Below are 21,586 nucleotides of genomic sequence, written 5' to 3'. Positions count from 1 at the left end.
GTCGTGGCGGCACCAGGCAAAGCTACGATGCCGTCCGTGGTCGGGATTGGGCGCAGACGCATCGGCGGCGCGGCCTGTGCAGGCTGTTGAACCTAAAAAAGCAGTTACGGCCCGGCCAGAACAGGAATCGCCCCATCTGGTAACCACGGTGATTGGGTAATTGGGCGACGATGTAGCGCACGAGGAGGTCCCATGGCTGGTGCCCCAGCAACCGCTCCGCAGTCTGGCGAACAGCCCGTAAGCCTCGGCGGATATTCTCAATTCCGCGTTCAACCTTTTTCTGCGCGGCATGCATGGGCGTCAGGTAAAGCTGGGCCTGTCCAGCGTGTTTCGTGCTTCGGCCTATGGCGGACAGCAGCAATGGACGGCTGGTGATGGCCTCTCGCCGGGATTCCGGAAAGGCCAGTCGGGTATACCAGCTCCACCAATTGTAGATCAGCCCCACGGCGCGGGCGGAGAGTCGGCAACGCGCCAGATCACGGGTGCTGTACCCGCCCAGCCCCACTGATTCTTCAGCTCGTCAAAACCGTTCTCCGCATCCGCCCGGTCCCGGTACAGCTGCGCGATGCCCAGAATACTTTCTGTGAGATCCGTCACCAGCACGGCGTATTCGTAGACTTTGGTCTGGCGCCGGTCCACGAAAGCAAATTCCAGTTGGCCCTGCTGTTCCTGGGTGGCAATCAGGTTTTGCTTCAGCAAACGCCGGAGAATAACCACCCGATGGCTCTGCTGCCACCCGGCAAGTTGAATGCTGTCCTTGCGGTCTTCCCAGCTTTGTCCGGCGTTCATCCAGTCGCGGCGGGTAAATGCTCGCTGCAATAGGCGTTTGACGCAATTTGAAGAGGTAGGGCTGCTGCCGGGTCTCCATCTCGCGAATGACGGCATCATTGCCAAGACCACAGTCGCCACGTACCAGATAAGGGCGCTGTTCAGCACTTAGGGAGTCCAGTACGCGGTTCAGCCCTGGTTGGGCATGGTTGGAGGCCGTGGTGTTGCCAGCCGTGACTTCCACATCCAGCAGCAGAAAACAAACCGCTGATTTCCTGAAACTCGGCAAAGAATACCAGCTGACCAAAGGGGGTGGCTGCCGATTCTTGATCCCAGGATACACCTGAATACGACCACTCCGGGTGTCCACGACCATGGCCTTTACTGTCGCAGGAATGGCCTTTTGCGGCCGATTTTCGTCATCACCCACAGGGTGAGCCTCCATTACAGGGAAAAACCAATCCTATCAAAGGAATCCTGTCAAATCAGCAGAGGTAACTGCCGAATTTAGGATGAGTGACCCTGACCTCCTCAACGTCTGGCACGAGCAGTGCCCGGTAGGCCAACTCTGGGGCAATTCGGCGGGAACCATTGGGTTTCGCTGCGATCTTGAACCACCTTACGCACAATTATCGCCAAACCGATAAATTACGCAACGATGGATAATTAAGCATAAATCCGAGGCGCCCCCCCCCCCCCCCCCGCTGTGTGCCCCTGCAGTACAGCTCATGCCCGGCTCGCCAGGGGGTGGGTGGCCCTGTGGACCGTTCAGGAAGGGGTTACTACGAGGTAGAATATGGGAGTTAACCCCTGTTTCAACTGAAAAACTCTTTATTAAATTAAATAAAACATGTATATTAAATTAACCAAAACATATGGGACGATCGAATGGCGCGACCGAAACGAAGCGAAGCAACAAAGTTGGCCCTAGCCTTGGAAGAGCTGCACGCCAAGATCGGGCCAACCCAAGGTGTCGTTCGCGGCCAACAGATCAAGAATGCCACGCGAGTTTTACTCCTAGAGAAGGGCTTTCTGCGGGAAATCCTCAAGGGGTGGTACTTCGTTTCAGACCCGGGTGCTCACCAGGGCGACAGCACGCTGTTTTACGCAAACTTCTGGGAATATCTGGCGTACTACCTGGAAGATCGATTTGGCGCTCAATATTGCTTATCAGCGGAATCCTCCTTGCTACGGCATTCCCAATGCAATGTTATCCCACGGCAGATCCAAGTGCTTCTGGGTGTCAACCAAAGTCAGATTCAGGATCTGGTCTTTGGGCATAGCTTGGTGATGTATCCCGGACAAAAATCCATGCCCACCGAAGAACAGGTTGTCCTGATCGATGGCCTGCGATGTATGTCCCTACCTTACTGTCTGATCAAGCTCCCACCCAGGCTTTATCAAACCTGGCAAAAAGAAATTCAGATTGTGCTCGGTACGCTTGCAGATCCCGGGGCCATCGCGGTGTTGGTAGAGACCAGTGGGCTGGGGATAAGCCGTGTGGTAGCGTCGCTTCGACAAGTCGGCCGCAAGGAGTTCGCGGAACGTATAGAACGCGAACTGGCGGGATCCGGGTTTCGTCTTCCCCAGGTCAAGGACCCCTTCGAACCGGATGCCGTTTACCAACTTCAAGCCATGGGAAAGTCGCCGCTATACGCGCGGGTCCGACTGCTCTGGAAGGAACATCGTGAGGAGGTTTTGGCGATGCGACCTACGCCTCCTCCGGCCTGGCCTGAAATCGCATTTCTTCAGCAGGTGGAAGCGGCAAAGCTGGAGGATGCTTACCACTTGCGCGAGTTGCGGCAGGGCAATGGCATTCAGACGGTCATCCTGCCGATCGAGAGCAAACCGAGGCTATGGCTGCACGGGGTTATTGAGTACGGTCAGAGATATTGATGGCTTTGGATACGCTGACGGTCACGTAGCGTGAGGGGCTGGGGGTAAACCCCCTCGAAGAACTTGAACAAACGCGCCTGTTGGGGGAGTGTCACTTTCCGACCAAGAAAAGGACCCCGTCAGTGTGCCATAACCTTCTGCATGATCCCAAAATATTTCAGTGGTTGTACCGCGTTGATGAAGCCCTTGCCGAAGAATCCAGGGGCATTCGGTGTGTCTGTGGTGGGAAGTGGCATCGGGCGGACTACCCTCGCAAGCCCAGAGGCTGTTTACGGGATTTCAGAATGCCGTACGCCTCGCGCTTCAGCTTCTGCTGTAGCCACTGCCGCAAGCGCAGAACGTCACCCTCCGTGCGGTTTCTCGGGCGCCGGGTCTATTTGGCCCTGGTGATCCTGCTGATGGCCGGACGGCTGACCGCCAGAACACCGGGTGCCCAGGAGGTTTGCGCTTTGCTCGACGTGCCCGGCCGCACCCTGCGACGCTGGCGAGACTGGTGGAAGCAGGACTTCCCGCTGACCTCCCTCTGGAAGGCGGAAGTCGCCTGCTATCTGCCGCCGGTCCACCGGGAAGATCTGCCACTCAGCCTGCTGGCCCGGTTTGCGGGTCCACCCATAGCCGCCGTGCTGGACGGTTTGGCGCTGCTCACGCCGCTGACGATCCGCCAGAGGTAAACCAGGGGTAAACATCAAACGGAATGAGGGTTGCAGATTTCCCGCAGAACTTGGCAAGTGTCACCCTGACTGAGGGTTTGTAAGCTGGGTCTCCCGTGTTGCCCTGGGCAGCACCCCCTCTGGAGACTGAATGATGAAGACCCGTATCGACTCCCCCCAACGGGATCGCTGGGCGCTATTGCGCTTTGCGATCATTGGCCCCTTGCTGGCGGCACCACCCGCTCCGGGAGAACTCGCTCCGGCACTGGAGGCGCTGGCCGCCCGGATCTGGCGCCATCCGCTCACCGGGGAACCGGTCCAGTTTGGATTCTCCACCCTGGAGCGCTGGTATTACCGGGTACGCGCGGCAGAGAATCCGGTCCTCCCCCTGCGCAACCGGTTACGCAGTAACGTCGGCCAGTTCCCGAGTCTGACGCCGCTGGCGATCGAGACGCTGACCATCCAATATCGGGAGCATCCGGGCTGGACAGCCCAGTTGCACTACGACAATCTGAAGGCTGCCCTGCAGGGGCAGGATGTGACGCTTCCGTCCTACCCGACGATCCGCCGCTATCTCCAGGCACAGGGCCTGTTCCGGCAGTCGCGACCGAAACGCGCCACCGCCGGCGCTATCGCCGCCCGTGATCGTCTGGAACGCCTGGAAGTGCGCAGCTATGAGGTAGAACATACCGCCGCCCTCTGGCATCTGGATTTCCACCATGGCTCCCGCCAGGTGCTGACCCGTGCTGGCGCCTGGGAGACACCCATGCTGCTGGGGATCATCGACGATCACTCGCGGCTGCTCTGCCACCTGCAATGGTATCTGGACGAAACCGCCGAGAGCCTCATCCACGGCCTCTGCCAGGCCTTTATGAAGCGCGGCCTGCCACGGGCGCTGATGACCGACAATGGCGCCGCCATGGTGGCCGAGGAAACCACCAACGGACTGGCCCTGCTGGGGGTGCTGCATCAGACGACACTGCCTTATAGTCCATACCATTATGTGGCGCTTTAAAATATGTGGCTATTGGATTTAAAACCCGCATACCACCTGCCTGAGGATCAAATTAACGCCACATAAGTATTCAGCTATAAGCCGTGGAGGAAGGCCATCAGGTCCGGCTGCTGACGCCAATGTTTCGTTGCCATCCCCTCTGCTGTGGGCGGAGCACATGTCGCCAACGCACGAGTTTTAGTCTCGAGGTCAGTCTCAGCGTAGATGTTGGTCGTAGTGAGCGAAACGTGTCCCAGCCAGGCTCGGACGGTATTGATGTCCACGCCAGCACGTAAAAGGTGGGTTGCCGTGCTGTGGCGGATCACATGTGGACTGACCTGCTTCGTACTCATTGATGGCACTTGCACACAAGCCCTAGCAGCATGTCGTTCGACCATCGTATGGATACCAAAGCGTGTGATGGGTTGGCCGTTGCGATTTAAAAAAACTCGTTGATCCAACCCACGTTGCGTTGCTAGCGCACGCAATTGATCCAGAGTGGTCGGCCACAATGGACAGGTACGCCGCTTGTTACCTTTGCCGATAATGTGGGCGCATTGAGCATGCCAATCCACATCAACGATCCTGAGATCGGCAGCTTCACTGGCACGCGCCCCAGTGTTGTAGAGAAACAGTAATAAGGCGTAATCACGTTGGCCTTGAGGGGTCTGGCGATCTGGAGATTCTAAAAGGGCGTCCATTTCTGGCTTTTCGAGATAGGTAATGCCTGGATATGCCGTTTTTTTAAAAGGAATCAGCCGGATTTGTGAACACCACTCGATATGCTCAGGACTATTTTCACCAATGAATCGAGCCAACGCGTGCAGGCCGCCGAGGCGCTGATTGCGGGTGGCGGCGAGACAGTGGCGGCTTTCCTCAATATCACTAAGGAATTGACGGATAAGGTCTGCCGACAGATCAGATACCGTTAATCGGTCCACGGATTTGTTGAGTTGTTTACTCACGTGGGGCAGAAAAAGGGACAGCATATCTCGATAGCTGCGCTGGGTATTTATCGAAAGATTGCGCTCTCGTACCAGATACTCCAGTAGAAATCGCCGTATCCAGGGGCCAAGCAGGGTCACGTCAGTCATGGTCTTTCTCCAATGCATAGTGTGCGAAGCGCAGGCTCGCCTCGTGAAGTAACTCTGGTGTCATGGTCAAATAACGTTGTGTTGCCGAAAGATCGACGTGCCCAAGATAGGTTGCCAACTTGGGCAACAAATCGCGCAAATCTGCACCGCAGCGATACCAGGCAATAAGGCGATGCACAGCGGCTGAGTGGCGAAGATCGTGAAGGCGTGGCTGATGCCTCGGGCCACCCTCTTTGAGGACGTCAGCTTTAGCGCGTACGCGCCGAAACAGACCATGGGCGGCGGATCTACTCAGTGGTGTGCCGTCACGGAAGCAGAAGAACGGCGCATCTGTAGCTGCTGAGTAGCGGTTATTCCGTTTGGCGATATATTCATTCAGAATTTGGGTTAAATCCTTGCCTAATGGGACTATGCGGGTCTTGTAAAACTTCGTCTCGCGAACATATAGAATGGTCTGTTGCAGGTCGACGTCATGGATATGGAGCGATAGCGCTTCACTGATTCTAAGTCCTGCACCATACATCAGTAACAGAAGGGCTTTGAAGACGTAATCGTCGATTCTGGAGCGTCCGGCGCAAAGAGCGGGAAGGACATCAATCAGTCTTTTCAACTCTGCGTGGGAATAAATATAAGGCACAAATATGGGCCCGTCCTGCTTTGGTACACTGCGAGGCAGCGGGATTGCAGTGACCATCCCGCGTGCCAATGCGAATCGGTAACATCCGGTTAACACATGATATTTCTTGTACCAGTAGGCCGTAACGGACCCCTTGCCATTTAAAAAAATAGATACGGCGTCTGCACCGATAGTTTCTATTGGCCTATCACCGACTGCCCGGCAAAAAGATCTCAACAAGTGGTCCTCTGTTAGAAACCGATATCCGAGCGCACGTTTATGGGCGATGTAGAGAGAAATCAGTTCTGAGAGGTTCACAGTAAACCCCCCAAGTCGAATTCGGCGACCTGTCGCAACCCCGTCAGATCAACCTTGGTATAGCTCAGCGCCGAATTGGCGTTGCGATGACCAAGGTGATCACCAATTTGCTTTAGTGAAAAACCCGAAGAGAGGAGATGACTGGCACAGGCGTGACGCAGGCAGTGCGCCCCGCGAGGAGAGAGCGTGAGACCAAGCTGGTTTAAGCGTGCGCGGGCGACATGCGAGATACTCTCCGCCGAAAGTGGGCGCATGGGGGCACCGATCGTGAGGAATAACGCCCGATGTTCACACTGAGGACGTACATCGCGCAGATAGCGCACAATGGCTTCGCCCACACTGGGCAGTAAGGGATAACGCTGAGCGATGCGCTGTTTAGGTCGTACCACGCAAATTTTATCCCCGTCCCAATCCAAATGCTCGAGTTGAAGTGCTGCGACCTCGCCACGGCGCAATCCGTACAATGCCAGCAACATCAAAATGGCGCGATCGCGAATATCTACAGGATGATCGCCAGCAGTACTGACCAAGAGACGCTGTACATCTTCCCAACCCGGGCCCTCCGGGATTCCCTCGCGGGTATATAGTCGCGGCGATTCAATGGTCGCCGTTAACCCTTTGGCACACCAGCCGCGAGCTTCAGCAAAAGCAAAAAAGCTGCGTAAGGAGCTGGCCAATGAGCCCAGTGAGGCGCGCGTCCAGCCTTGTTGGCCCTTCAGTTCGACGAAGGCATCGAGATCGCAAATGGTGATTGCATCCAGCGTGCCTCGTGGCGGATTTAATCCGGCGAAAAACCAGCCAAGCCGTTCACAACGGGTTGCAATAGTCACGGGAGATAGTCCCCGTTCTTCGCGCATGTGGCGAGCAAAAATCCCTATTTGTACCGCGAAACTATCCTGAGGTTTCGCAGCTTGTCCAAGACAACCCATATGTCGCGCCCATTCCGTCGCGAAATGGATAAACATCTGGCGAGTGCTCTTCGATTCCTTGGTCTGGGTTGATTGGCGTTTAAAGCGCGTCCGGTGATCTACAGCAATCCTAATGTCTTGCATAGTCACCTTGCCATGATCAATGCCAATGTACTCTGCGACAGCCCAGATCACCCAAGAAATCTTCTTGAGCATGGAGGGCGAGTAACCTACCTGCGCACAGTGTTTGAGAAAATTATCCCTCTCTTCTGCGAGCGGAGCCCCCAGATAACGCGCCAACGTAGTGGGGCGCTTGATAAGTACTTCCATCATGATCGACCGCCTTTTTCAACAAAATGGACGGTCATCATCCCATGAAGTCGACAAAATTATGTGGCGTAGATTTGACATGAGGCCTTGACCTATATGGGGACTTTCATTGGTCGCCACATATTTTAAAGCGCCACATAATGGTATTTATGTGGTCGGCCACATAAATACCAGAATGGGAAGCAGGAGTGCTTCTGGGGCCAGATCGAAGGCCGCCTGCTGCCGATGCTGGAGGGAGAGGAAGGGCTTACTCTGGGTGCCCTGAACCGGGCGACGCAGGCCTGGGTGGAGCGGGAATATCATCGTAGTAGGCACAGCGAGATCGGCACCACCCCGCTGGCCCAACAAAAAACTCCACGAACTCTTGCCGTGGAACTGGAAAAAAACCGCATTAGCTTGATCTGAGACAAGCTGCAAGGGTGGGTTGGCTAAACGTTTACGGTATATTGGTAAAAGGCAGCCCAACCGACAAGTTGCCGATTCAGGCTTTCCACTAGATCCATCCGGTTCATGCTGTAATTGCCCGACAGTTGTTTGGTTAACCGCGCGGCAAAACCCCGATACTTCTCCCACGGAATGGTCGTCACAGGCCGCATGCGGCCGCGTGGTCCGCGCTTGCGGATAATTCGGTGGCCAAGAAAGACGAAACCATCGTTCACATGCGTTATATGGGTCTTTTCCATATTCAGCGTGAGCTTCAATCCGCCTTCGAGGAATTCCCGGCATGCCTCACGTATGGTTTCGGCATGTGCTCGAGTTCCCTTGACCACGATGACAAAGTCATCTGCATACCGACAGTAGGAGACTGCTGGTTTCCACTGCCGGTTCTCTCTCGCAGCGATGGGCCGTTGCTTGAGAATGCCGAAGTTCCACGCCCACCGGTCCTTCCGCACCTTCTTGTTCAGATAGTTCGCTTCCATCCACGCATCGAATTCATGCAGCATGATGTTGGATAATAGCGGTGAGATGACACCGCCTTGCGGAACACCTTCACTGGCAGCACGAAATAAACCGCGATCAACGCAACCTGCTTTGATGAACTTCCAGAGCAGGGCAAGGAAGCGCTGATCGGCAATCCGTTTGCGGATTCCACTCATTAGCAAACGGTGGTGAACTGTGTCGAAGTAGCTGGAGAGGTCACCTTCAATGACCCACCGTCCGGCGGTACTCTGTTCATCACCGTCCTGTAATTGCAGCTTCACCGTACGGATCGCGTGGTGTACGCTTCGGGCTGGTCTGAAGCCATATGACGCCGGGTGGAAGTCGCTCTCCCAGATCGGCTCCATCGCCATCAGCATGGCCCGTTGCACGATGCGATCCCTGAGACTCGGGATGCCGAGCGGTCTGAGCTTGCCGTTTGCTTTGGGGATATATACGCGCCGTGCCGGTAGCGGGCTATAGGTGCCCATCATCAGCTCTTCGCGTATCGCCGTCAGCTCCTGCTGGAGATTCTGTTCACGGACAATAAAGTATCATCCTGATTCGCACGCAACTTATTGATTATGCTTCGCCGCTTTGGCGGCCTAGCGGGGCAAGTATCATCCTGAGTTGCCCGCTAAACGCGCCACTGACGGGGCGCAGAACAATAAAGTGCCACCCTGATAATAACTCACGCCGTTGATTATTCGTTTGTTGCATGCTTACTGCCCCATTTTTGCCGCACTCCAGGATGATACTTTATCCGGGATGAAACTCTATTGTTCGTTAACAGATTCCGCTCCATCATGCGCTTATCGACCCCATCCACACCCGGCGTGCGGGCTCCGCTGGAGGCCAGCGTAATGCGAGCCGCTTCACTCAGCCAATCCTGGCCAGCAATCAGTCTCAGGAGTCGATTGAACTTGCGCTCTTTGTTCTCCGTCGACCATGTCGCCAGTTTGCTTTGCATTTCACTGATTATCAAAGGTCTTCACCTCACTATGATCAGTTAATCCACCCAGCAAACCACTTCAACTGCCCCCCTTCGCCATGTGACCGGCTTTCCCGATCTCGGACTACTACAGGGGCTCCGCCAATCTGCACAGCATCGGGGACCTACTCCCTTGGCATCTGTACAGACCTTCCCCAGTTCACATGCCGGACTCAACGCATGGGCGAGGTTGCCTGTCGCAGTCTTTATCCTTGCTTGCCGCAAGTCGTCGCGGGCACCACGGTCTAGCTGCGCGCTCCCCGTGGTTCCGTGCTGTCCGGCTTACATGTCCAGCCAGCATTCGCATCGCTGAGCCATACTTGTGCCCAGCGACAGCCCACGCCCTGCCTCATAAGCGGTGTAGGCAGTGGTGACATTTCAACCCTCAGATGCGTGTAAACAGGTTCGTGTTCCTCAACCGTCCCATGCTCAGCCTAGAAGCTCATCTTGGCGTAACCGCTTCGCCGCAAGCCCCGTTTCCCACGGACTTCGTCACCTTGCCAGTGTCGGCAAGTCACCGCCGCTTCGGCTCACTTCCTCTCGCAGCAGAGAAAGGGCAGGCCCAGTTACAAAAGAAAACATACTGAGTTCTGCATTCCAAACATGCTCAAGCAGCTTTACCCCCAAAAGGGCGGGCTACGCTGGCTGGGCGTACAGTACGTGATGTCCCAAGACCAGACGGTGTTGACTGCGGTGGCCGTATGGGTGGTGGGTAACTTCTCCTTGCGGGGCGGGTGTGCACGACCCCGTCGTGCGTCCATACCTTCGGCCTTGAGGATCCGGTAGAAGGTGGACTCCGATGCCAGATAAACCCCCTCATCCGCCAGCCGTGGCACAATCTGGGTCGGTGGCAGGTGTGCGGTATCCGGACGATGACAGGCGTCCAGCACCTCCTGCACCTCGGCTTCACTCAGCTTGTTGCTGGGTGCCGGTCGTTCGACCGTCGTGCGGGCATCCGCCTTCACCATTCCCTGCTCCTCTGTCCATCGCTGGACGGTACGTAATGATAAGCCCGCTTCTGCGCAGGCCCGCGACCGGCGGGCGCCGCCGTCAGCAGCTTCCTGTATCCAGGCGACCAATTGTTGCCGCTCCGGGACCGGGGTTAATCTTCCCCGGCGTCGTCCCCCCAGAGGGCGTTCAATTTTTTTCGCAAGATCAACAGCGCAGCCGCCTCGGCTAAGGCCTTGTCTTTGCGACGCAGTTCCCGCTCCAGCTCACGAATCCGTTTCTGGTCTGCACGGGCTTGCGCACCCGCTGTCTGTTTCTGTTGGGTGGCGGTCTGCTGTCCAACGATACATGCCTGTTTCCACGCTTTTACCTGGTCTGGATACAGCCCTTTCTCCCGGCAATACTGGCTCAACTCCACCTCGGACAGCAGGGCCGTTTCCACCACCGCTGCCAACTTGGACTCGGCAGACCAACCCTCTGCTGTCTTCTTGGTCACTGCACTCATCGCCCCACTCGCTATGGCCTGCTTGCGCCAATGGTACAGCGTAACATCAGAAATCCCTTCCTGTTTGGCCAGTTCCGCCACGGACAAACTGGTGGGCGGCAACATCTTCTGCAATACAGCAGCCTTACGTTCTGCTGAATAATGCTTCATATCGACCAACTTTCCGCCCCCGGCCTATGCCTTGCTCCATTTCAGAGAGGCGACAACTACCCTGACACCGGGGGGGGAATAATCCCTGAACGCCGACAGTACAGACCTTCTGCAGGGATTGTATGTTTCACTGTTAGTATTGCTCTTGCATGGATCTTCTGCTCAATTGTTCCTGAATTTAAGAGGTAAATTAATCCCAAGAAATTTCATCATTTTTACTAAAATAATTCTCACCGTGTTTTCTGGCATTGTAACCTTCTTCCCTGGTGAATCTACGTGATAATAGGCAAATGCTTTCCCGTTTCTCCAATTCTTAGCTATTGATCTTACATGTCCGTTATTAGCTATGATACTATCAATAAGCAAACGCAAAAAATCGTCAAGGTTCTCGGTTGACGTAAGTGTGAAAGCCAAACCTGCAAATGATTCTCCGGACACATCCGTGCGATGTTGAATGTCAATGACATATATATCAGTGTTAGCTAATGATAATTTAATCAGCAATAAACCTCTTCTTTTTTCGGGGTTCCCATATGTTAACGGAAATCGACGAGGGAGCGTTCTGTTGTGCTGTTCTTTGGTGTTGTTGTTTTTTGCGGTATTATTATTTTCTCTTTTAAGAGGAAAATTTATGAGTCTCGGGATACCTGAATTGCAAAATCCGTTTGTGATGTCGTAGTGATATACGGCTGTGATGTGTTCTTTGTTTTTTTCAGCAATATCATTGATAGCTTTCCATAATGACCATAATTTATCAATGGATTCTGTTGGTTGCTTGCTGTGTGTTAGTGCTTCTGTGGTATTGCCACTAGAACCGTAAGCTTCGCTAGTTGAAAACGTGTCATCGGATGTTGGAGTTTCTAAGTTTGTTAATTTTTTATCTTCCGATTTGCTGTTATTTTTCCTTGATAAACGTTCGCGCGCTAGTTTTTTTGATTTAATAATTGGTTCATTGATCCATTCAAAATCTGGCTCTGAAAACTTCTTTAACCTGCTATTTATGCTCGGTGATTTGTTATCAAGTAGTTCTGGATCTGAATATTCATCGTTTGGTGTCTGGGTCGAGGAAGATGGGTAAGAAAATTCATCTTCTGGTAAGTTGGTAGTTTTTGTGTGGTACTTGTAAACTAGATACGGCGGATATCTGTCAGGGCCAATACCAAGTATGTTTAATGCAAGAAATGTTTTTGTTTCCCTAATGTAAAAACCTGAAACACTTATTTTACCTTTTTGGGTTAACCAGGGTGCTACCTTTAGAAAAATCCGATTGTTTTCATCGCTTGATAAAGCCTGTGCAGCAATATGTTTTACCTGAAGCGCAGCATAGTTGTCATACTTGATATGAGCAAGAATGTGAACATCAGACTTGTGCGCTGTGCTGGGTAAGAAAATTGCCCAATTATTATTTGCTTCTTCACCGTTTAGTTCTTCAGATTTAGAGAACAGTCTGTTTTCTATCTCCGCCCACGGTAATGTCAGGAAGTGACGGCGCAAAGCCGAACTGCCATAGCAACGCGTAAAAAACACCAGAGATGGAATGAGAAGGATTTGATCGTTGCCAAGGAAGAACTTTAGCATCCAACTTCCGGCAAGATCATTCTTGCAGGGGTAGAACAGAGGATAAACATTGGGTGGAACTAAAGGCTCTTTGTCTCCATTTAAGGTGTAGTATTCCCACCCGCGATGTGAAAAATCAACCTTGAATTGCTTTGTCATGAATCTAGCCTGTGAAACCATCCTTCCTTCATACCAAACACTACCAATGGGGAGAAGCCCTAAATTCAGTGCGGATACTTTGCGGCAGCGGAATTCACCATAGAATCTGCCATCATTAACATCATGGAAAAGAACAGTTGCCAGGGGCTGTGAACGGTCATTTTTATTTTGGTGAATGGCACCATACCACATAACCGCTCTTTGACGATCGGCGAACGGATGACCTCTTAGCGAATCCATCACAAGTAGATCTGATTGAGGCTCGATGGGTTCGAAGTCGAAAATTTTCATACTTTGATTGTCTTCTGTTACTAATCTTTAGTTTCTGCCGTGGGACAGCCTCACCGTATATGTTTGTAGCATTATTTGATGGAATGTTGCAACAATTGGTGGAAATCACAACCACCGCCCACCAGCGCCGCTGAAGAAGCACTATGGTGGGGGCTGCGGAACGGACGTCTGCCCCACTGACGGATATCGAAACCGTTCCCTTGCAAGGCTGTGGATGGCGGCTACTTCCAGCGCCTCGCTGCGGTGCAGGGGCGGTAACAGGCCGGGTAGTCGTGCCGCCAGCATGCTTTTCCCGGTGCCGGGCGGGCCCGACAGGAGTAGGTGATGACCACCCACCGCCGCAACAATCAGTGCCCGCTTGGTCGATTCCTGACCACGCACATCGCGCAGATCGAGGTACGGAAAGGCCGATTCGGGGCTTTCCGCATCGCAGACGACTTCAGGTAGGCGATCCGTACCACGCAGGTGGGCGGCGGCCTGTGCCAGGTTCGCGCAGGCAAAGACCGGCGTACTTTGGGCAAAAGCGGCTTCCCGGGCATTGCCTTGCGGCACCAGAATGGCGTGTCCCGCCTGTCCAGCGGCCAGTGCGCTGGAGAGCGTGCCTGTCACCGGACGTAGGCTCCCATCCAGTGCCAATTCACCGATCATCTCCAGCTTTTCCAGTGCGGCCGCAGGAAGTTGCCCGCTGGCGGCGAGAATGCCGATGGCCATGGGCAGATCGAAGCGGCCACCTTCCTTGGGCAGGTCGGCAGGGGCCAGATTGACGACCATCCGTCGTGCCGGAAACTCGAAGCCGCTGTTTTGAATGGCTGAACGCACCCGGTCCCGGGCTTCCTTGACCGCCGTTTCAGCGAGACCGACAACGGCAAAGGTCGGTAGGCCGGGGCCCAGATCGCATTCCACGGCGACGCCTGCTGCCTGTACCCCGGTCAGGGCGCGGCTGTGGACTATCGCCAGCGGCAAGGCTCAATCCTTGCTGGCGTCTTCGTCCAAAGCGGCCTTGGGTGCCAGGGCGTCGAGGCGAGCTTCCAGCGCGGCAACCCGCGCGGCGAGGCGGGAGAGCAGTTCCCGCTGCACATCAAATTCGTCACGGGTGACCAGATCCAGACGATCCAGCGCATTGGCAAGCATGGCACGTGCCTGCTTGTCCACGTCTTCCTTGACGGTCCCCAGTCGGGCAATGGTGTCGCCAATGGCGGCGGCGATATCGTCGGCAATACGGTGTTGCATCTGCAATCTCCTTAAAGGCCCATGGCCTGACGGATGAGAAAACGTTTGACCGGAGAGATGACACCAGTTCCCAGCATCCCCAGGTCGCGTAGTCGGGCGAGGCCGCGACTGCGGTTGGAGAAGAGGTGACTGAGGGCGCCACAAGCCAGTACAGTGACGAGATTATCAGGCCGCCGAACGCTTTGATAGCGGCGCAGTACGGGGGTTTCGCCCCAGTCCTGGTGATGTTGACGGGCGGTGGTGATGGCCGCTATCAGTTGTTCCGCATCACGAAATCCCAGATTTACCCCCAAACCCGCCAATGGATGAACACCGTGGGCGGTATCCCCCAGCAATACGCTGCGCTCCCCGATATAACGGCTGCTGTGCAGGCCAGAAAGGGGATAACTGCTGCGTCGTCCGATCTCCTGGAAATGCCCCAGTTGCGGTCCAAACGCCTCATGCAGTTCGCGCAGAAACCGCGCATCATTCAGGGCCATCAGGTGGCGTGCATGGGCCTGTTTGGCACTCCAGACGATGGAAGCGCGGGCACGTCCCTGGGCGTCGTCACTGAAAGGTAGTACCGCCAGCGGGCCCGTGGAGAGGAATCGTTGATAGGCGATGTGGCGATGAGGCTTTTCAATCCAGACGGTGGCGGTGATGGCGTCCTGTCCATAGCTTTCCCGGAATACCGGCGCCTGAATGAGCGCCTTGCGTAACGGCGACTGCCGACCCTCCGCAATGGCCAGCAGAGTGCTGCGGGACTGTGTTCCAGAGGCATCGGTGATATACATGGCCTTGCCATCGGGGGCAGCGCCGGTGATTTCCTGCCCGTAGTGAATATATAGCCCGGCTTCTTTCAGCGCCGTATGCAGGGCCTGCTCCAGGCGACGATTCTCGACAATATACCCAAGCAGATCTTCCCCACCTTCCTCGGCGTCCAGATGAATACCACCGGAGTCTTCCGCATCCCATACCCGCATGCGTTCCACGGCACTGCCGAGCAACGCGGGATCAATACCCAGGCTGGTCAGAAAACGCACGGACCCGGTGGCGATCAAGCTGGCGCGGTCGAAGGGGTCCGCCGCGGCACATGCCGCAGCGCTGCGCTTTTCAAACACGGCGATGCGCAAGCCCGCCTGCTGGGCGGCCAGGGCCAGGCTGGCACCGACCATGCCGGCGCCGGAAATGACAAGATCATAACGAGCATTATCGGACATGGTAGCCATCCGTAACCAGATCCGGTATGGCGCTTTGTACCGGGAGATGAATGCCAGCCAGCCGCGCTGCCAGTTCCCGCTTACCCAGCGATGTCTGGTCCAGCAGAGTCAGAGCCGCGGCCCGTGCCAAGCGCAGCGGCAGACGTGGACTGCTGAATAGACGGTTCATGGTCTCGGTAAAGGCAATGGTCTCCAGCCGGTCGCGGCGACGGGTACGGGAGTAATCGGCCAGCAGGGACCTGCTCCCCGGGTCGTCACCACGTTCAGCCGCCTCCCGTAACAGGGCGCCCAAAGTCAGCACATCCCGCAATCCCAGGTTATAGCCTTGCCCGGCCAAAGGATGCAGGGTTTGTGCGGCATTCCCCGCCAATGCCAGACGCTGGCCGGGATCGGCCCAGAACCGCTGGAAAAACAGAGGATAGACACTGCGCGGACCGGTTGTGACCAGTGGCGGTAGTGACGAAGGCCGCTGGCGGTTCAGGGCCTCCAGGAAATCTGCATCGGAGAGGTCCAGGATGCGACTGGCATCCCCAGGGCGCAGACTCCAGACGATGGAGAACTGGTCCTTGCCGATGGGCAGGAAAGCCAGCGGTCCGCTCTCCAGAAAATGCTCGAACGCGATGCCGGGCAGGGGCTGCTGCGGAGTCACCGTGGCGATGATGGCGTGGCGGTTGTGATCCCAGCCCATGCGCCGCAGACCGGCCAGCCGTGCGAGATCGCTATGGCCGCCATCCGCAACCACCGTCAGTGCCGCCTCTACCCGCAAATCCGGCCAGTCCAGTTGGACCCGGTCCGGAAACCACTGTAGGGCCTGCAACGGCCCCGGCGATTCCTGCTGAAGGGTGCGACAAGTTGCCAGTGGCATGGCCAGTGCGTCAGTCAGGATCTCCAGACCGACCACTTCCCCCAACCTTTGCTCCGGCGCGTGCAGCAGGCTGTGTTCCAGGAGTACCCGTCCACTGATGCCCTGTTGGGTGATCTGCACGGTCCGGATAGCGGCGGCATCGGCCAGAGGCATGGCCACCCCCAGACGGCGGAGCAGGCGGTGACTGCCCAGGGCCAGGGCGATGGTTCGCTCCGTCAGCCGCGGTCGTGCCTGGGCAAGAGGATAGGTATCCAGCATCAGCACCCGCAGCGGGCTGTCCGCCAGGGCCAGAACCAGACTGCGCGCCACTGGACCGTTACCCAGAATGGCCAGGTCTGCCGTCAACGTACGCATCATTCCCCCCCTGCATGGTCTCTACTTTATCCAGCCATTTAAGACCAAGATGCCCTTTGCAGCAAGTACTGAATTTCCTGGTCCAGAAAGGGGCACATTTACTCCCGAGTTCTGCCACCGTAAGATCGGCAAATGTCTTCCCCTGATGCTGGCGCCGAAAAGTTCGCGGACCTGTCCATGCATGGACTGATAGACAGTCATTGCCACTTGGATGACGCAGCCTTCGACGATGATCGTGATGCGGTCCTGTGCCGCGCGGGTATGGCCGGGGTCCGCAAAATGGTCCTCCCTGCCTATACTCCCAAGTATTGGGGCCGGCTCAGGGAAACCTGCCGCCGCTGGCCCGGGCTTTATCCGGCCTATGGTGTGCATCCCCTCTATCTGGAGGATCGGGATGGCCAATGGGAAGCGACTCTGGCGAGTTTTCTTGCCGATGCGGTCGCCTTGGGGGAAATCGGACTCGACGCCAGCGCGGGCACACCTGACGCTGCATGCCAGCGTGCCGGTTTCACGACCCAACTCGCCATGGCACAGCAACTGGGCTTGCCTGTCATTCTGCATGCGCGGCAGAACCTGGAAGAAATGATCCTGATCTTGCGCCGTTTCCCCCGGTTGCGCGGGGTGTTGCACAGCTTCTCAGGCAGCCCCGTTCAGGCTCGGCGATTGACGGATATGGGGTTTTTATTGGGACTCGGTGGTGCCCTTACGCATCCCCGCGCCCGGCGTCTGCGGGCGATAGCGGCCACACTGCCGGCGGAATTTCTGCTCGCAGAGACGGATGCCCCGTGGCAACCGCCCCATGCGCATCCCGGCGCTCGCAATGAACCCGCATATCTTCGCGAAATCATCGCTGATATAGCGCAGTTGCGCCATACTTCGGTTCAGGAAATTGCCCGGATTACCGCGCAAAATGCCCTTAGCTTATTTCATCTTCAGGACGTGTCATAATGCCCCATCCTTTTGCTCGTACCGAAATTCTCCTGGGCGCTTCCGCTGTCGCGAATCTGCGTGACCGCCACGTGCTCCTTGCCGGCGTCGGTGGCGTTGGCGGTTATGTCGCGGAAAACCTTGCCCGTGCCGGGATAGGGCATATCACGCTCATTGACCACGACGTGGTCGGCATTTCCAATATCAACCGGCAAATCGTCGCCCTGCATTCCACGCTGGATCAGCCCAAGGTGGCGGTCATGGCGGCGCGGATTCGGGATATTTTCCCCGACTGTGTGCTTGAAACCCGTCAGGAGTTCATCAGCGCGGACAATGCCACACGCCTGCTGGCGGACAGTGGTGCGGAAATGGTCGTGGATTGCATTGATGCCATCGCCTGCAAAGCGATTCTTATCCAGACGGCGCAGACTCTGGGTTTACCGGTTTTTTCCAGCATGGGGGCGGGCAATCGTCTCGATCCCCGCCGGGTTCGTGTCGCAAGACTCAACCAGACGGAAAAATGCCCCCTGGCCCGAGAATTGCGCGCGCTGCTGCGCAAGAATGGCGCGTCCCTCGACGTGCAGACCGTCTTTTCCGATGAATCCCCGCGCCGGGAAGCCCCTCCCGTGGAAGTATCCAGTGCGGGCGGGCGGGCAAAAACGGTCAACGGCACCATTTCCTTCATGCCCGCGCTCTTCGGGGTAGTATTGTCCGGCATCGTTCTCCAGCATTTGCTGGCAACTGGCGAAAACCCCAATGGCGTCTAAATAGGAATCAGTAGGGGTCATCCGGGAAATTCATATTTCCTAATATTAGGAAAGTGATGATGTCATCGGATGCTTTGATGGTCAAGGTATTGAGCGCGGGGACTCTGATTATGGTAGCAAAATTTATGAGTACAGAGTGGATTCGTCTCGTCGGCAAGCAATGGGATACCCACCCGGAAATTCAGAAAGATCTGAAAAACTTCAATGCCACCTGGGAGTATTATATCGAAGATCGCCCTGATATCCCTCACGTCATGTTGTTCTGCAAGGCGGGGAAGGTTATCTATGCCGGACCTTCCGACGGGCGGCGCCGTGACTTCATCATGTGGACAAGCATGGACCACTGGCAGAAGATCCTGTCGGGAGAGATCAGCGGGAAATCGGCCTTGATGACTCGAAGACTCAAGTTTAAGGGATCCATGATGACGGCCATGAAATATATGACGCCGTTCAATATCCACCTCAATATTCTCGGTGAGATACCGGTAGATTTTGATATCTGAGGATAATAACGTATGCCGTCTCCTAAAATCTCCAGTGAGGCCACCCTGAACTTTACGGTAGATCCGAATTACTCCGGAAAGAATCTCCCGGGATGGTTTTTGATGAACACCTATCTGCAGCGGCATCTGGGTCAGATAATGCATTTCCAGCCGTATGACGGCTTTGACGCCTGTCGCGCCGCAGTGCTCGACAACCAATACGATCTGGTTTACGCCAACCCATTCGACTGGGTGCAATACGTACAAAAGAGGGATTTTATACCCATCGCCAAACCCCGGGATCATTTTGATGAAGTATACTTATGCACCGCAGCGGTCGGTCCGGTACGGGAGATTGCGGATTTGTCGCCGCGTATCCGCATAGCCTCCGCCCATCCCGCCACACTAGTTCACATGGTGGGGTTGTTTCTGCTGGATAAAGCGGAGATCGACCGGGCACGCCTGGAATTCGTCTTTACGGGCAGTTACCAGGGGGTGCTCAAGGCCATACTACAGGGGCAGGCGGATGTCGGTTTTTTGTTTGACGAAGTCTATACCAGTGCAAGCAGCCTGATTCGTGATCATCTGCGCATCATAGACCGTTCTGACGATGCCTTCGCGTTCCATGCATTCTGTGTTGGCCCACGATTATCCGCGCAGCGGGATCTGCTTACCCGGATACTTTGCCAAATGGACCAGGAGACGCGGGGGCAGGTATTATTGCAGGATGTCGGTTTTTCCGGTTTTGTGCCGGTAAGCGCCGAAGAAGTGGCGTGCCTGACCATGCTTACCGAAGAATACATCAGCGGCCACGAGGCCATCGATCTGCGCACGACTTCGTCTCTGGCCATCGATGACAGTGCCTTTGTCGTTGCCCGTGAGGATCCCGATAGCGGGACAAACTAATCTGGCTGTGGTTACAATGTATCCATGAGCTACCGTGACCTTCGCGCCTTTTTGGCCGTTCTCGAAAAGCGCGATCTATTGCGCCGGCTGAGCGTGCCCGTCTCTCCCAAACTGGAGATGACGGAAATCTGTGACCGAACCTTGCGGGCGGCAGGGCCGGCCATTCTGTTTACCCAGCCCATCGGCTACGACATGCCGGTGCTCGGCAACCTGTTCGGGACGACGGAACGCGTGGCGCTGGGGATGGGGGGCGAATCCCTGGCAGATCTCCGGCAGATCGGTCAGTTACTGGCCTATCTCAAGGAACCTGACCCGCCCCGCGGGCTGCGCGACCTCTGGGACAAATTGCCCACCCTGCGCAAGATCCTGTACATGGCACCGACCACCCTGAGTCGCCCTCCCTGCCAGGAAATCATCCTGCGCGGAGATGAGGTCGACCTTGCCGCCCTGCCGGTGCAGACCTGCTGGCCAGAAGACGCTGCGCCGCTCATGACCTGGGGCCTGACCGTGACCAAGGGGCCACACAAGCGGCGGGCCAACATGGGTATCTACCGGCAACAGGTCATCGGTCGTAACCGGGTGATCATGCGCTGGTTGGCGCACCGGGGGGGGGCCCAGGACCTGCGTGAATTCCAGAAAGCGCAGCCGGGCGAGCCATTCCCCGTTGCCGTGGCCTACGGCGCCGATCCGGCAACCATTCTGGCGGCGGTCATTCCTATCCCCGATACCATTTCCGAGCACCAATTCGCCGGCCTGCTGCGTGGCGGGCGTACTGAGCTCGCCAATGCCCTGAGCGTTCCGCTACAGGTGCCCGCGCGCGCCGAAATCGTCCTGGAAGGGCATATTTACCCGGATGACATGGCGGTGGAAGGTCCTTTTGGAGACCACACCGGCTACTACAATGAGGCCGAGCGTTTTCCGGTATTCACCGTGGAAACCATCAGCCACCGCGAAAATCCTGTTTACCACAGCACCTACACCGGCCGGCCCCCCGATGAACCGGCCATACTGGGTGCGGCCCTCAACGAAGTCTTCGTGCCCCTGCTGCAGAAACAATTCCCGGAAATCGTGGATTTTTATCTGCCGCCGGAGGGCTGTTCCTACCGTCTGGCCGTTGTCAGTATCCGCAAGGGTTACCCCGGTCATGCAAAAAGAGTCATGTTCGGTATCTGGGGCTTTTTGCGACAGTTCATGTACACCAAGTTTATCATCGTGGTGGACGAAGACATCGATGTGCGCCGTTGGGAAGATGTGATCTGGGCGATGACCACCCGGATGGACCCGGTGCGCGACATTACCCCCGTCGAAAATACACCCATCGATTATCTCGACTTTGCTTCGCCGGTTGCCGGACTTGGTGGTAAAGTGGGTATGGACGCCACCAATAAACTGCCCGGAGAGACTGCCCGGGAATGGGGCCGCCCCATCCAGATGACCGCCGTGGTGCGCCAACGAGTGGATGACCTGTTGCTGGCGCTGGATCGGCCGCTGTTCTAAATGCGCATCGAAGGGGTGCGGGGTTCCTTAAATACTCATATGGGGTTATTCTTAATCATTATCCTAAATTCGGCAGTTACCTCTGCTGAAATGACATTATCCATCTGATAGGATTAGGTTTACCCAGACAATGGGGGCTCACCTTATGGGTGAAGAAGAAAAACACCCGCAAAAGGCCATTCCGGCAGCGGTACAGACGATGATCGGCTAACATCTTACCTGGAATGGGGCAAAATTTTGTCCTGTAAGCTCCGCAGCGTAGAATG

Annotated in this window: 20 protein-coding genes and 3 pseudogenes; 9 read left to right on the top strand and 14 right to left on the bottom strand. The window is 55.9% G+C overall.

All coding sequences use genetic code 11. The features are described from left to right. Window positions 1-22: 22 nt before the first annotated feature. Both AFE_RS16845 and AFE_RS16840 read right to left on the bottom strand, forming a co-directional pair. Complete coding sequence (locus tag AFE_RS16845; RefSeq protein ID WP_225487687.1) at window positions 23-505, bottom strand: hypothetical protein; 483 nt, start codon at window positions 503-505, stop codon at window positions 23-25. Continuing rightward, window positions 436-819 carry a hypothetical protein gene (locus AFE_RS16840; protein ID WP_225981800.1) on the bottom strand — a complete coding sequence of 128 codons (384 nt, stop codon included), beginning with the start codon at window positions 817-819 and terminating at the stop codon, window positions 436-438. Before AFE_RS16840 ends, AFE_RS16845 begins: the two co-directional genes overlap by 70 nt. A gap of 870 nt (window positions 820-1,689) precedes the next feature. Between AFE_RS16840 and AFE_RS11040 the strand changes: the two genes are divergently transcribed. From AFE_RS11040 to AFE_RS11030, 3 genes and pseudogenes are all read left to right on the top strand, one after another. Beyond that, window positions 1,690-2,664, top strand: a complete 975-nt coding sequence (locus AFE_RS11040; RefSeq protein WP_041646443.1) for a hypothetical protein — start codon at window positions 1,690-1,692, stop codon at window positions 2,662-2,664. Window positions 2,665-2,948: 284 nt separating this feature from the next. Then, on the top strand, window positions 2,949-3,335 hold the full coding sequence (locus tag AFE_RS11035) for a hypothetical protein (protein WP_225487178.1): 387 nt from the start codon (window positions 2,949-2,951) through the stop codon (window positions 3,333-3,335). A 133-nt stretch (window positions 3,336-3,468) separates the two neighbouring features. Beyond that, window positions 3,469-4,311, top strand: a pseudogene (locus AFE_RS11030) (DDE-type integrase/transposase/recombinase); the annotation flags it as partial. A gap of 92 nt (window positions 4,312-4,403) precedes the next feature. Here the strand turns inward: AFE_RS11030 and AFE_RS11025 are convergent. Genes AFE_RS11025 through AFE_RS11015 form a run of 3 tightly spaced genes read right to left on the bottom strand, consistent with a single transcriptional unit; the run spans window position 4,404 to window position 7,577 of the window. Further along, window positions 4,404-5,402 (bottom strand): tyrosine-type recombinase/integrase, encoded by a 999-nt coding sequence (locus tag AFE_RS11025; protein WP_009561339.1) that lies wholly within the window; start codon window positions 5,400-5,402, stop codon window positions 4,404-4,406. Next, window positions 5,395-6,336, bottom strand: a complete 942-nt coding sequence (locus AFE_RS11020; protein ID WP_012535983.1) for a tyrosine-type recombinase/integrase — start codon at window positions 6,334-6,336, stop codon at window positions 5,395-5,397. Before AFE_RS11020 ends, AFE_RS11025 begins: the two co-directional genes overlap by 8 nt. Beyond that, a complete protein-coding gene (locus AFE_RS11015) occupies window positions 6,333-7,577 on the bottom strand; it encodes a tyrosine-type recombinase/integrase (RefSeq protein WP_012535982.1) in 1,245 nt (414 codons plus the stop codon). Before AFE_RS11015 ends, AFE_RS11020 begins: the two co-directional genes overlap by 4 nt. A gap of 165 nt (window positions 7,578-7,742) precedes the next feature. Between AFE_RS11015 and AFE_RS16180 the strand changes: the two are divergent. Beyond that, window positions 7,743-7,913, top strand: a pseudogene (locus AFE_RS16180) (IS481 family transposase); the annotation flags it as partial. 89 nt (window positions 7,914-8,002) lie between these two features. Here AFE_RS16180 and ltrA read toward each other — a convergent pair. The 9 genes and pseudogenes from ltrA to AFE_RS10970 all read right to left on the bottom strand — a co-directional run bounded on the left by ltrA (window position 8,003) and on the right by AFE_RS10970 (window position 16,744). After that, window positions 8,003-9,040, bottom strand: coding sequence for a group II intron reverse transcriptase/maturase (ltrA, locus tag AFE_RS11005; protein ID WP_080513203.1), 1,038 nt, complete (start codon window positions 9,038-9,040; stop codon window positions 8,003-8,005). A 155-nt stretch (window positions 9,041-9,195) separates the two neighbouring features. Beyond that, on the bottom strand, window positions 9,196-9,477 hold the full coding sequence (locus AFE_RS16610) for an RNA-directed DNA polymerase (protein ID WP_009565786.1): 282 nt from the start codon (window positions 9,475-9,477) through the stop codon (window positions 9,196-9,198). Between the two features lie 662 nt (window positions 9,478-10,139). Beyond that, a pseudogene (locus AFE_RS15750) lies at window positions 10,140-11,086 on the bottom strand (transposase); the annotation flags it as partial. Between the two features lie 162 nt (window positions 11,087-11,248). Next, on the bottom strand, window positions 11,249-13,093 hold the full coding sequence (locus AFE_RS15745; protein WP_012537166.1) for a hypothetical protein: 1,845 nt from the start codon (window positions 13,091-13,093) through the stop codon (window positions 11,249-11,251). Between the two features lie 71 nt (window positions 13,094-13,164). Next, window positions 13,165-13,299: an ATP-binding protein gene (locus AFE_RS16835; RefSeq protein ID WP_229129733.1), complete on the bottom strand. Its 135-nt coding sequence runs from the start codon at window positions 13,297-13,299 to the stop codon at window positions 13,165-13,167. Beyond that, window positions 13,235-14,056 carry a magnesium chelatase domain-containing protein gene (locus AFE_RS10985; protein WP_009565783.1) on the bottom strand — a complete coding sequence of 274 codons (822 nt, stop codon included), beginning with the start codon at window positions 14,054-14,056 and terminating at the stop codon, window positions 13,235-13,237. The genes AFE_RS16835 and AFE_RS10985 overlap by 65 nt, the downstream gene beginning before the upstream one ends. A gap of 3 nt (window positions 14,057-14,059) precedes the next feature. Continuing rightward, entirely contained in the window at window positions 14,060-14,323 is a 264-nt protein-coding gene (locus tag AFE_RS10980) for an accessory factor UbiK family protein (protein WP_009565782.1), read from the bottom strand. Window positions 14,324-14,334: 11 nt separating this feature from the next. Beyond that, entirely contained in the window at window positions 14,335-15,522 is a 1,188-nt protein-coding gene (locus AFE_RS10975; RefSeq protein WP_012537165.1) for an FAD-dependent monooxygenase, read from the bottom strand. Next, the gene (locus AFE_RS10970) at window positions 15,512-16,744 is read right to left on the bottom strand and encodes an FAD-dependent monooxygenase (RefSeq protein ID WP_225487177.1); all 1,233 of its coding nucleotides are present in this window, start codon (window positions 16,742-16,744) and stop codon (window positions 15,512-15,514) included. The genes AFE_RS10975 and AFE_RS10970 overlap by 11 nt, the downstream gene beginning before the upstream one ends. A 129-nt stretch (window positions 16,745-16,873) precedes the next feature. Between AFE_RS10970 and AFE_RS10965 the strand changes: the two genes are divergently transcribed. From AFE_RS10965 to ubiD, 5 genes are all read left to right on the top strand, one after another. Further along, window positions 16,874-17,689 carry a TatD family hydrolase gene (locus AFE_RS10965; protein WP_009562220.1) on the top strand — a complete coding sequence of 272 codons (816 nt, stop codon included), beginning with the start codon at window positions 16,874-16,876 and terminating at the stop codon, window positions 17,687-17,689. Then, window positions 17,689-18,435 carry a tRNA threonylcarbamoyladenosine dehydratase gene (locus tag AFE_RS10960; protein WP_009562222.1) on the top strand — a complete coding sequence of 249 codons (747 nt, stop codon included), beginning with the start codon at window positions 17,689-17,691 and terminating at the stop codon, window positions 18,433-18,435. The genes AFE_RS10965 and AFE_RS10960 overlap by 1 nt, the downstream gene beginning before the upstream one ends. A gap of 110 nt (window positions 18,436-18,545) precedes the next feature. Then, complete coding sequence (locus AFE_RS10955) at window positions 18,546-18,938, top strand: SCP2 sterol-binding domain-containing protein (protein ID WP_041647435.1); 393 nt, start codon at window positions 18,546-18,548, stop codon at window positions 18,936-18,938. Window positions 18,939-18,950: 12 nt separating this feature from the next. Next, window positions 18,951-19,823, top strand: a complete 873-nt coding sequence (locus tag AFE_RS10950) for a phosphate/phosphite/phosphonate ABC transporter substrate-binding protein (RefSeq protein ID WP_009562226.1) — start codon at window positions 18,951-18,953, stop codon at window positions 19,821-19,823. Window positions 19,824-19,847: 24 nt separating this feature from the next. Further along, complete coding sequence (ubiD, locus tag AFE_RS10945; RefSeq protein WP_012537162.1) at window positions 19,848-21,320, top strand: 4-hydroxy-3-polyprenylbenzoate decarboxylase; 1,473 nt, start codon at window positions 19,848-19,850, stop codon at window positions 21,318-21,320. Window positions 21,321-21,586 lie beyond the last annotated feature (266 nt).

This window comes from Acidithiobacillus ferrooxidans ATCC 23270 (genome assembly GCF_000021485.1).
GTDB lineage: Bacteria > Pseudomonadota > Gammaproteobacteria > Acidithiobacillales > Acidithiobacillaceae > Acidithiobacillus > Acidithiobacillus ferrooxidans.
Note: the sequence above shows the minus strand (reverse complement) of the source record. Positions and strands in the feature narration are given on the sequence as shown.

What these genes read in the sequence shown, in the direction of transcription:
- AFE_RS10980 (WP_009565782.1), bottom strand. Translation starts at nt 14,323, where the DNA reads ATGCAACACCGTATTGCCGACGATATCGCCGCCGCCATTGGCGACACC.
- AFE_RS11035 (WP_225487178.1), top strand. Translation starts at nt 2,949, where the DNA reads ATGCCGTACGCCTCGCGCTTCAGCTTCTGCTGTAGCCACTGCCGCAAG.
- ubiD (WP_012537162.1), top strand. Translation starts at nt 19,848, where the DNA reads ATGAGCTACCGTGACCTTCGCGCCTTTTTGGCCGTTCTCGAAAAGCGC.
- AFE_RS15745 (WP_012537166.1), bottom strand. Translation starts at nt 13,093, where the DNA reads ATGAAAATTTTCGACTTCGAACCCATCGAGCCTCAATCAGATCTACTT.
- AFE_RS10970 (WP_225487177.1), bottom strand. Translation starts at nt 16,744, where the DNA reads ATGATGCGTACGTTGACGGCAGACCTGGCCATTCTGGGTAACGGTCCA.
- AFE_RS10960 (WP_009562222.1), top strand. Translation starts at nt 17,689, where the DNA reads ATGCCCCATCCTTTTGCTCGTACCGAAATTCTCCTGGGCGCTTCCGCT.
- AFE_RS10975 (WP_012537165.1), bottom strand. Translation starts at nt 15,522, where the DNA reads ATGTCCGATAATGCTCGTTATGATCTTGTCATTTCCGGCGCCGGCATG.
- AFE_RS10965 (WP_009562220.1), top strand. Translation starts at nt 16,874, where the DNA reads ATGTCTTCCCCTGATGCTGGCGCCGAAAAGTTCGCGGACCTGTCCATG.
- AFE_RS11015 (WP_012535982.1), bottom strand. Translation starts at nt 7,577, where the DNA reads ATGATGGAAGTACTTATCAAGCGCCCCACTACGTTGGCGCGTTATCTG.
- AFE_RS11025 (WP_009561339.1), bottom strand. Translation starts at nt 5,402, where the DNA reads ATGACTGACGTGACCCTGCTTGGCCCCTGGATACGGCGATTTCTACTG.
- AFE_RS10950 (WP_009562226.1), top strand. Translation starts at nt 18,951, where the DNA reads ATGCCGTCTCCTAAAATCTCCAGTGAGGCCACCCTGAACTTTACGGTA.
- AFE_RS10955 (WP_041647435.1), top strand. Translation starts at nt 18,546, where the DNA reads ATGGTAGCAAAATTTATGAGTACAGAGTGGATTCGTCTCGTCGGCAAG.